Source organism: Candidatus Enterococcus avicola (genome assembly GCF_047470845.1).
Classification (GTDB): domain Bacteria; phylum Bacillota; class Bacilli; order Lactobacillales; family Enterococcaceae; genus Enterococcus_D; species Enterococcus_D casseliflavus.
The window spans coordinates 69,253-79,450 of the sequence record NZ_JBLGTY010000017.1; the positions used below are offsets into that span (position 1 = coordinate 69,253).

Below are 10,198 nucleotides of genomic sequence, written 5' to 3' on the forward strand. Positions count from 1 at the left end.
TTTTTCTTGCGTTAATATTCTGTTAAGAACTTTTTAAACGAAAAATAAGATTTGAAAAGAGAAATTGTTTTTTTGCTGTTCTTTTTTTAAACGGGTCTTTTTTTCTATTTCTTGATTGTTTATTCTTAGACGTGTAAAGCATTCAATAACATTATTTCCTTTAAGAAAAGAAAAAGATTCACAAACTAGTGACGCTTGTCGCTAACAAATTACGGGCCTGTAATTTTTTTAAAATGTTTTTTTGATAACGCTTACACATTTCGATGCATGAAAGGAAGAAGAAAATGTTCTTAACGATTTTATCCTATGCTATGATTATTGTCTTCATGTTCGTCATCATGAAGAAAAAAATGTCACCCTTTACATCCTTAGTAATTATCCCATTACTATTTACCCTCGTTGCGATGGTTGCTGGTGTTTCAGAAAAAGGCAATATCGGTGATTTTGTCCTTGAAGGAATCTCCACCACAGCCAACACAGGGATCATGTTGCTGTTTGCGATTTTGTACTTTTCCATTATGTTGGATGCGGGATTGTTTGATCCAATCACGAAAAAAATGATTTATTTTGCTAAAGGCGATCCGATGAAAGTCTTGATGGCAACGGCAGTCGTTGCCGCTGCAGTCTCTTTGAACGGTGATGGAACGACCACGACCTTGATCTGTTGTTCTGCGTTTATTCCCATCTACAAGAAGCTGAATATGAAAATGATGAACCTTGGTGTCTTGATCATTTTGCAAAACACCATCATGAACTTATTGCCATGGGGCGGACCGACTGCTCGGGCAATGGCGGTGCTGGAAGTCGATGCGGATATTCTTTCTTATCTGCTGCCAGGAATGATCTTGTCTCTGCTCTATGTGGTTTTCTTTGTAGCTCGCAGAATGGGGATCCAAGAACGGAAACGTTTAGGGGTTACCGAGCTGACGAATGATGAGATTTTAGAAATGACAACTGTGACTGATCCTGATACATTAGCGATCCGCCGTCCGAAAAACTTTGTCTTCAACGGTATCTTAACAATCGTCTTGATTGGCTGGTTAGTAGCAAGCTCCTTTATCTCTAGTATCGCTTTACCACCAATCTTGTTATTCCTTGTAGGTACGTGTATTGCATTGATGGTCAACTACCCAATCTTGAAAGACCAGTCGTCACGGATCGGTGCCAACGGCGGCGACGCTGTGCAAGTCGTAATTTTAGTTTTTGCAGCAGGCGTCTTCATGGGCTTGTTCCAAGGCTCAGGGATGGCAACGGCTTTGGCGAATAGCTTCACGCAAATCATCCCTAAACAATTGGCTGGTTTCTGGGGATTAGTCATTGCCCTGATTTCTGCACCTGGGACCTTCTTTATTTCCAATGACGGATTTTACTTTGGGGTCCTGCCAGTCTTAGCAGAAGCAGGTCGTTCGTATGGTTTTACCAATATGCAGATGGCCTTGGCGTCCTTAATGGGCCAAGCGTTCCACTTGTTAAGTCCATTGGTTGCCTTCATCTACTTGCTGTTGCGCTTGACGGGCTTAGATATGGGGCAATGGCAAAAAGAAGCTGCGAAATACGCACTGGGGATTTTCGTGATCTTCGTCGTTACGATCGTGCTATTAGGTCACATGCCGTTTTATATTCCACAGTAATTTCATACAGAAACTATCGAGCAGGCTGCCATTTTGCTCGGTAGTTTTCCTTGTTTATCGATAAACTTATTTTTTCCCAAAAATCTCATTTGTTTTTAGTATGATAGGAGTAAATCATGAATCCAATTATTGATGCAGTAAATAAAAATCTGGATCTGACCAAAAATAAACCATTAAAAGATTTGATCTATGAAGCATTCAAAAAAACCATCATTTTAGGAGATATTCCCGCAGGCTCTCGCATCAATGAGAAAGAATTTTCCGATACGCTAAATATCAGCCGAACCCCGATTCGTTACGCCATGACTCAGCTCGTGGCTGAAAAACTGGTGGAGCATGTGCCAAAAATCGGCATCGTCGTAAAAGGGATCAGTATCAAAGATGCTTATGAGATTTACGATATCCGCAAATCATTGGATACGTTAGCGACCATCAAAGCGATGGACTTGATGACTGAGGAAGATTTCCAGGAGATGCGCTGCTTGTTAGAACATGGCGAACAGCTGAATCGTGAGGATGATGTGGATGGGGTCTTGAAAAACTTTTCGGACTTCAATGCGTTTATTTACGAAAAAAGTCAAATGCTGCGGTTAAAAAGTATCGTGCTAGATCTGCAAGCGTACCTCGTGTATTTTCGTGACATTGCGATTCGCTCTTCTAGAAGAAGGGATGCGGCATTGGCGGAACATTGGCTGATTTATCGCGGCATGAGAACCAATGACACGGAACAGATCACGTTGTTGACCCATGAACATTTGGATCACTCCCTGCAATTTATTCTTGCTGAAATGGAGCGAAGAAAAATTGACTGATTCCCGTCTTTTTACCGCCAGCAACTATGCAGTCAATGCGCTGCATTATGAGGTAGCGTTAGCACCCAAGCCTGGTTTAGTAGATCCTTGCTCCTCTGGTGCGCATCAGGACATGAATGTGTTTACCTTTATCAACAGTATCACTTGTTTGGCGCCTTTTTTTCAGCGCTATAGCCAAGCGGGCTTTGCCCATACAGGCTCGCTGATCCAGCTATTTGACCAGTTACGAGGGATCGGTCAAGAAGCAGAAACAGCGATGCTTCGGGCAACCAAAGGCATCAATACCCACAAAGGGGCAAATTTTTCCTTTGCAGTTTTGTTGGGGGCGACAGGAGTCTATTATCAACAAAATGGCAAGGCGGAGCTGACGGCTGAAGATACCAATCAGATCCTGCAGCTTGCCGCTGATATCTGCCAGCATTTGGTCAAGCAAGACCTGCAGCAAATCACCCACAAAGACCAATTGTCTTACGGGGAAAAAAATTATTTGACCTACGGCACGATGGGGATTCGTGGAGAAGCTGCAGCTGGGTATCCAATGGTCAAAAAACTGCTGGAGTACTTGCGGCAGCAACCGCAAAAAACCTCCGTTTCCTTGTTGCGCGGGTTAGTCTATCTAATGAGTGAAACCGAAGACAGCAACCTCGTCCATCGAGGAGGTTACGAGGCGATGAAGACGGTACAGCAGGAGATGCAAAAAATTCACCAAGCCAATCTGTCAGATACAGACTTGCTTCGTGAATTAACGACCTATGATCAAGTATTGATTGCACGCCATTTGAGTCCCGGCGGCTCGGCGGATCTTTTAGCCTTGGCCCTTTATTTCTTGCAGCTAGAAGGCGTCTCCTTCTGGTAAAAAGGTATAGCCGATCCCCCAAACGGTTTTTAAAAAGCGGGCGTGCTTCGGCTCATCTTCAATTTTGTTTCGCAGATGATTGATAAAAACCATCACGGTATTGGCATCGAATTGGCCATCTTGCCAGACATTGCTGTAAATCTGTTCTTTCGAGAACACTTGATCTGGATTTTCCATGAAAAAGCGCATCAGCATGATTTCTTTTGAAGACAACTTGATGGGCTGATCATTTTTGAAAAACTGATAGCGTTTTTGGTCAAAACGAAACATGCCGCTGCACAGATCGCCTTCCGGTTTGGCGATCCCTTTTTCTCGCAGCACGTTGCGGCGATCAAGAATCGAAACGATTTGTGCTTTTAAGAGTGCCGGTGAAAAAGGCTTCGTAATGTAGTGATCGGCGCCAATCTCATAGCCGTTGATCATGTCTTTTTCGTCACTTTTTCCGCTCAAAAAAACGATCGGCACCGTGGGGTTTTCTTCCCGAATTAGTTGTGCCAAATGATAGCCGTCATTTTCATGCTCTAAACTGATATCCAGTAAAAAAAGATCAAAGCTGACACGAGAATTGATCGCAATCGTTTTTTCAACGGAATCGGTCTGGTAGATCAAAATACCCGTCGACTGTAAAGATTTCCAAATCAGCCGCCGAATGGCAGGGTCATCATCAACGATTAAAATTTTTTCATCTCGCAAAATATCCGCCTCCTGTATCAATAGTATTATAGTAAATATGAAAGGGGTTTACAATGAAACCGCCATCAAAGTTTTGGCTGTATTTAAGTGTGGTCGCTACCTTATTCATTACACTGATTGGACTTATTTTTACCTTTACAAGTTATAAAAGCGCACAAAGACAAGCTGAAACCGTCGGGTTGCGGCAGTTGGAAACGGTCAATCAAGCGGCGATCAAGCTGATCAGCCGCAGTATCGAATCGTACCACATGGCTCTTACCAATTATGCCGATGACCACCTCGAAGGCGCCGCCTTGGCTGATTTGCAGCGCCCCTTAACGTTACCAGTGATCAATTCTGCGAACAATGCCATGGTCGGATTGTTTTTGATCGACCAACAAGGTCAGGTCATCGCTCAAAATACCGCAACGGTGGTCAATAAACCAGAAGACCCGCCGGTGCAAGAATTGTTATTCAAAGACCCATCCTTAGACAAAGTATTGGCAGGACGGCAGGTACAAAATGGGCAAGTCTATTTTAATGGCAAGCAGGCCTATCTAAATGTGTATCAGTCCTTAACCCTTGACGACAAAGAAGCGATTCTTGTGATGCCTTTGAATCTACAGCGCATGTACCATCATGAATTTACCACCGATCGCAATGTCTCCGGCTATACGATGGTCAAAAACGCCGAGATGCGGATCGTTATGCACCCATCGGACGAACAAATTGGTTTTTCCATCGTTGAAAGCCGCAAAAAAGAATTTCCAGAGCTGGATTTCACCGATCTTGAGCGCTTGGAGCAAGAACAAAGCGACAATGAAGAAGGCACCTCCGTCTATTATTCTTATTGGTGGAACGAAGAAACACTGCAAAAAGTGCTGAAATTGGCTGCTTATCAATGGATCACCATCGGCGACAGTCGGCTGATCGTCGCTAGCAATGCTGATTTTTTGGAGCAAAGCGGTCTCTTTTTACAAGACAACTTGATTTTGATCGGCCTACTAGGTTTGTTGTTTGTCATTATGATTTTATTGACGGTCCTGATCAAAAACTACATGAAACGCAATCAAGCCTATGTCGAAAACCAAGCATTGAAAGAACGACAACGGCTGTTAAAAGAAAAGCACGAAATCGAAAAAAACATTTTGCAAGAATCAAAACTGGAAACCATTGGCTTATTAACGACCTCGATCGTTCATGACCTAAACAACTTTTTGACGCCCATGATTGGTCATCTGCAATTGCTGATCGAGGAAAACCAACACGATGAAGTCTTGATGGAGGACTTGCAAGAAGTCTGCAAAGCAGCAGAAAAAGGCAAAGAGTTATCTAGCAATGTGCTGCGTTTTTCAAAACTCGAAAGTGCCGATAAAACTGTGCAGTCGATCGCCGCCACCTTGACAGAGGCCATCGATACTATGCGCGCACTGTTGCCAAAAGCCTTTTCCCTTACGTATGATATCCAAGAAGTAGGATATGCTGTCTACGAGAAGATCGATCTGCAAGTCATTATTTACAATTTGTTGATGAATGTATACCAAGCAAATGCCGACTGCAGCATTCGCTTGAGCCGCACTTCGACAGAAAGCGCCACCTTTCTGTTTCGTATGCAAGCTTTCTCCGCACAACAGGAGTTTGCATTGATCGAAATCGCCGACAACGGTCCTGGCATACCAGAAGCGATCCAAGAAAAAATCTTTACCCGCTTTTTCACGACCAAGAGTGCCACTGGCGGTACTGGTCTAGGACTCTTCACTGTCTCTTCGATCGTGGAAAAAAACGACTGGTTGATTGATGTTACAAGTACGCCTAAAGGAACCACCTTCTATATTGGTATCCCTCTAACTGATCCCGAAAAAGCCGCTGAAACCAACTGATCCAATGGGGTGGTTTCAGTGGTCTTTTTCTTGGGTATGTTGGAAGGCATTGATTTTTTGCAGGACTAGCAAGACGAGTACCAAAACAAAGATCGCTAAAGCAAAAAATAGGGCATCGTTCGCCATACCTTGCGTCAACAATAACTCGCGCAAAATCGCAGTAATGCTGATCAGAATCAAGTAACGGACGGGAATATGGTGTCCGTCCTTCATATACCGCAGCAACATCAAAATGATTTCTAATAAAATGAATAACGTGGCAATTTCTTCAATCAAAAAGGACAGGTGGGGCGCTTCACTTAAGGGAAAGAGCGTCGTGCTGATCATAAAAATCGCTTTTCCCATAAAAATCAAGACGACAACGACTAAGATCGCCAACATGCTATCAATGCAAATACTGATCACTCGCTCGAACATTCGGGTCAATTTTTCCATTCGGCACTCCATTTCTGCTTTTTCTTTTATTATACAAAAGAAGGCGTAGGACAAAGGGAAAAGAACAGAGAAAGAACAATCGCGGCCATATCTTTTTGACCGCGTGCTTAACGATCCTTCTATGGGCATGTCTTTTGTGATAGCTTTCAATAGCAGAAAGTAGCGAGGAAAATATAATATCTTTTTTTGATAAAATTAGAAAACGATGAGAATGAATAGTTAAAATATACACAAATTATTACGAGACACTTAGTTTCTTTTTTTGTTACAATGGTTAAATAAAATAGAACGCTGTTGAAATGTTGCTTAAACAATGTTTTTATCGCTATCGAATAGAAAAATAGTCCGATCGCAAGAGGTTTACCATTGTTAATAAAGTAACAAGTTAGGCGGAGTTCGCAAGAAAAATGCTGCTTTTCTCATCGTATATGACGGGGATCAGTGAGGAGAAAAGAGCAAGAAAAACGGAGGGAAACAAATGAAAAAAAGTGGATGGTCAAAATGGGTGATTGGGGCAGCCTCATTATTGTTGCTTAGTGCATGTGGCGCCGATGGCGGAACAAAAGCCAGCAGCAGTGCGGCAAGCTCTTCTTCAGAAAGTGAAGTCACTTCAGGTGCTTCCCAACAAGAGTATACCGATCCAGCAGAGTTAAAAGATCAATATGATATCGTCATCGTTGGTGCTGGCGGTGCAGGGATGGCAGCAGCCTTGTCGGCTAAAGATGCTGGAATGAATCCAGTCATTTTAGAAAAAATGCCGATCGCAGGCGGAAATACCTTGAAATCTTCTGGCGGAATGAACGCATCAGAAACCAAGTTCCAAGAAGCCCAAGGCATTGAAGATTCCAATGAACTATTTTTTGAAGATACCCTAAAAGGCGGCAAAGGAACCAACGATCAAGATCTGCTGCATTATTTAGTAGACAACTCTGCTTCAGCAATTGATTGGTTGGATTCAATGGGGATCACTTTAGACAATATCAGCTATAGCGGCGGTGCCAGTGTGAAACGGATCCATCGTCCTCACGACGGTTCAGCAGTCGGTACGTATTTGGTGGATGGCCTATTGAGAAACATTCATGAGCAAGAAATTCCTTTGTTTGTAAATGCTGATGTGACAAAAATCAATGAAACAGACGGCAAAGTCACTGGCGTCAACGTAAAAATCAATGGCGAAGAAAAAGAAATCGCTGGCGATGCGGTCGTTGTTACTACTGGTGGTTTTGGCTCCAACAAAGAACTGATCGAAAAATACCGTCCAGATCTGAAAGGCTATGTCAGCACGACTTCTGAAGGAAGTACAGGCGATGGTATCAAGATGATCGAAGAATTAGGCGGCGCAACGGTTGATATGGATCAAATCCAAGTCCATCCAACTGTGGTTCAAGATACAGGCATGTTGATCAGTGAAACCGTTCGTGGAGAAGGCGCCATCTTGGTGAACCAACAAGGGGAACGTTTCTACAATGAATTAGAAACCCGCGACAATGTTTCTGCTGCTATCACAGATCTGCCAGAAAGCTATGCCTACTTAATTTTTGACAATGCGTTAGCAGGTAGAGCCAAACAAGTCGATTACTACAAAGAACAAGGTGTAGTGGTAGAAGCCGATACCATCGAAGCCTTAGCTGAAAAAATCGATGTCGATCCAGCAACCTTGAAGAAAACCTTAGATACATGGAACCAAGCAGTGGCAGACAAAGCCGACAAAGATTTCGGTCGTGAAACGGCGATGGACTATGATCTGACGGAAGGGCCATTCTATGCGATTCAAATCGCACCTGGGATCCACCACACAATGGGCGGCGTCAAAATCAATACGAAGACCCAAGTATTGAAAGAAGATGGCACACCAATCACTGGCTTGTATGCAGCAGGTGAAGTGACCGGCGGTATCCACGGACAAAATCGAATCGGCGGCAATGCTGTAGCCGACATTATGGTCTTTGGTCGCCAAGCAGGCGCGCAATCCTCTGACTATGTGAAAGAAAACGGGAAATAAGCGGCTGTTTTTTCCTGAAAAAGATCGTATATAAAGAAAGAAACTTGGAACGAATCCTCTTAAGCGATTAGGAGGAGAATCGTTTCAAGTTTTTTTGTATTTCTCACTGAAAGGACGGAAAACTAGTCATTATAATCTTATAATGATTTGATAATTTATAATTCACATATAAACAAAATGTTTTTGTCAGTAGGGTTTGCTTTTCAACGGATCGGAATCAAGGAATAAGCTGATAGGTTTGGTTTATTCGATGATAAAAAATTTTAGGAGGCAGAGTATGAAAAACGCATTGGTAAAATGGTCGGTCGGGGTGGCAATCTTACTTGGAGGGTCCTTGTTCTTCACGGGGAAACAAGTATTTGCTCATGGTTATGTGGAATCACCGGTCAGTCGGGGCTATCAAGGGTCTTTGGATCGCAATACGTTAGGGTGGAGCGCTGCGTTTGAGAAATATGGCAATGTCATTTCAAACCCACAATCATTGGAAACCAAAAAAGGCTTTCCAGAAGCAGGACCAGTAGATGGTCGTATCGCTTCAGCAGATGGTGGACTCGGACAAATCGGGGACTTTGTTCTTGATGAACAAGGAACCAATCGTTGGACCAAACAAGACATCAATCAAGGACCATTGCGGGTCAATTGGCATTATACAGCGCCGCATAAGACCACAAAATGGCATTACTATATCACGAAACCAGGATGGGATCAAAACGCGCCACTTTCAAGAGATAGCTTGGAATTGATCGCTACTGTGAATCACGATGGTTCGGCTGCCAGCAATAGCCCAAGCCATACCATTACCATTCCAGAAAATCGTCTTGGTTACCATGTCATTTTAGCGGTCTGGGATGTTGCCGATACGCCAAATGCCTTTTATAATGTGATCGACGTTAACGTTTCCGGTTCAACAGTCATTCCCGAAAAACCAGCAGCACCAGCAAGTGTCCGTTCAGAACGAGTGACTAGCAGCACGGTGGCTTTAGCATGGAACGGTCAAACCGATGCGAAAGAATACAACGTGTATCGTGATGGTGCCTTAGTGGCAACGACTACTGAGCCAACCTTTATCGACACGCAATTAAAAGCCAACACAACCTATAGCTATCAAGTAGAAGCAGTCGGCTTTACGGCGTTAGTTTCAGAAAAAAGTGCTGCAGTGAAAGTGACTACCTCAGCAGACAATCAAGTCGAAACCCCTTCGACACCAGGCAACCTGCACCAAATGAGCGTGACAGACAGCAGCGTGTCCTTAATGTGGCAAGCATCGACTCATACAAATGGAATCGCTGGATATGACGTTTACCGCAATGGCGTCAAAATCGCTACAGCCACAGGAACAACCTATGAAGACACGAATCTAGCAGCGGACACGACCTACAATTACCAAATCAAAGCAATCAGCAAAACGGGCGAACAATCCGCCTTTAGTAACCAGCTGAGCGTGAAAACCAATGCCAAAGAAGAAACGGAAACACCTGGAGGCGGGGAGTCAGAATACCGTGTGTGGAAACTAGGTACTTTCTCTGCACCAGAAGTGTATACAAGCGGTGAAATCGTGAGCCATAAAGGCAGCAACTATGTCGTGATCAACACCCACTCAAATTACGGGGACACCACTTGGTCTCCTGATCAAGCACCAACCTTGTTTCAGAAGCTGTAACCCTTGAATGAATCAGTAACGCAAGAGCAGTGCGGTGGCACTGCTCTTTTTGACTCTTTTATGAGGAAATGATTGAACCTTTGTTTGATTCGTGCAACCAATTGGACGAATTCGTTTGAGGAATGCAAAAACAGGTGCTGCTATGCATCATGCGTAGCAGCATCTGTTTTTTGTTATTGACTTTAGTCAGTTTCGTTCGCGTAGCGTACGAAACAAAAAAACCGCGCGTTTCTACGCGTGGACGAAATAG

The 10,198-nt window shown here is 43.6% G+C and carries 8 protein-coding genes; 6 read left to right on the forward strand and 2 right to left on the reverse strand.

Annotated features, from left to right (window positions below; all coding sequences use genetic code 11):
• Window positions 1-284 precede the first annotated feature (284 nt).
• From ACI3E5_RS13385 to citG, 3 genes are all read left to right on the forward strand, one after another.
• Window positions 285-1,631 carry a CitMHS family transporter gene (locus tag ACI3E5_RS13385; protein ID WP_010748906.1) on the forward strand — a complete coding sequence of 449 codons (1,347 nt, stop codon included), beginning with the start codon at window positions 285-287 and terminating at the stop codon, window positions 1,629-1,631.
• A 116-nt stretch (window positions 1,632-1,747) separates the two neighbouring features.
• Entirely contained in the window at window positions 1,748-2,443 is a 696-nt protein-coding gene (locus ACI3E5_RS13390) for a GntR family transcriptional regulator (protein WP_005230494.1), read from the forward strand.
• Complete coding sequence (citG, locus tag ACI3E5_RS13395; protein ID WP_428208192.1) at window positions 2,436-3,299, forward strand: triphosphoribosyl-dephospho-CoA synthase CitG; 864 nt, start codon at window positions 2,436-2,438, stop codon at window positions 3,297-3,299. The genes ACI3E5_RS13390 and citG overlap by 8 nt, the downstream gene beginning before the upstream one ends.
• Here citG and ACI3E5_RS13400 read toward each other — a convergent pair.
• Complete coding sequence (locus ACI3E5_RS13400) at window positions 3,276-3,992, reverse strand: response regulator transcription factor (RefSeq protein ID WP_005230498.1); 717 nt, start codon at window positions 3,990-3,992, stop codon at window positions 3,276-3,278. The genes citG and ACI3E5_RS13400 overlap by 24 nt on opposite strands.
• Before the next feature lie 53 nt (window positions 3,993-4,045).
• Between ACI3E5_RS13400 and ACI3E5_RS13405 the strand changes: the two genes are divergently transcribed.
• Window positions 4,046-5,851: a sensor histidine kinase gene (locus ACI3E5_RS13405; protein WP_428208193.1), complete on the forward strand. Its 1,806-nt coding sequence runs from the start codon at window positions 4,046-4,048 to the stop codon at window positions 5,849-5,851.
• 15 nt (window positions 5,852-5,866) lie between these two features.
• Here ACI3E5_RS13405 and ACI3E5_RS13410 read toward each other — a convergent pair whose 3' ends face one another.
• Complete coding sequence (locus tag ACI3E5_RS13410) at window positions 5,867-6,286, reverse strand: phosphate-starvation-inducible PsiE family protein (RefSeq protein WP_074934197.1); 420 nt, start codon at window positions 6,284-6,286, stop codon at window positions 5,867-5,869.
• A gap of 478 nt (window positions 6,287-6,764) precedes the next feature.
• Between ACI3E5_RS13410 and ACI3E5_RS13415 the strand changes: the two genes are divergently transcribed.
• Window positions 6,765-8,288 (forward strand): flavocytochrome c, encoded by a 1,524-nt coding sequence (locus ACI3E5_RS13415; protein WP_015510577.1) that lies wholly within the window; start codon window positions 6,765-6,767, stop codon window positions 8,286-8,288.
• A 277-nt stretch (window positions 8,289-8,565) separates the two neighbouring features.
• Entirely contained in the window at window positions 8,566-9,948 is a 1,383-nt protein-coding gene (locus ACI3E5_RS13420; RefSeq protein WP_428208194.1) for a lytic polysaccharide monooxygenase auxiliary activity family 9 protein, read from the forward strand.
• Window positions 9,949-10,198 lie beyond the last annotated feature (250 nt).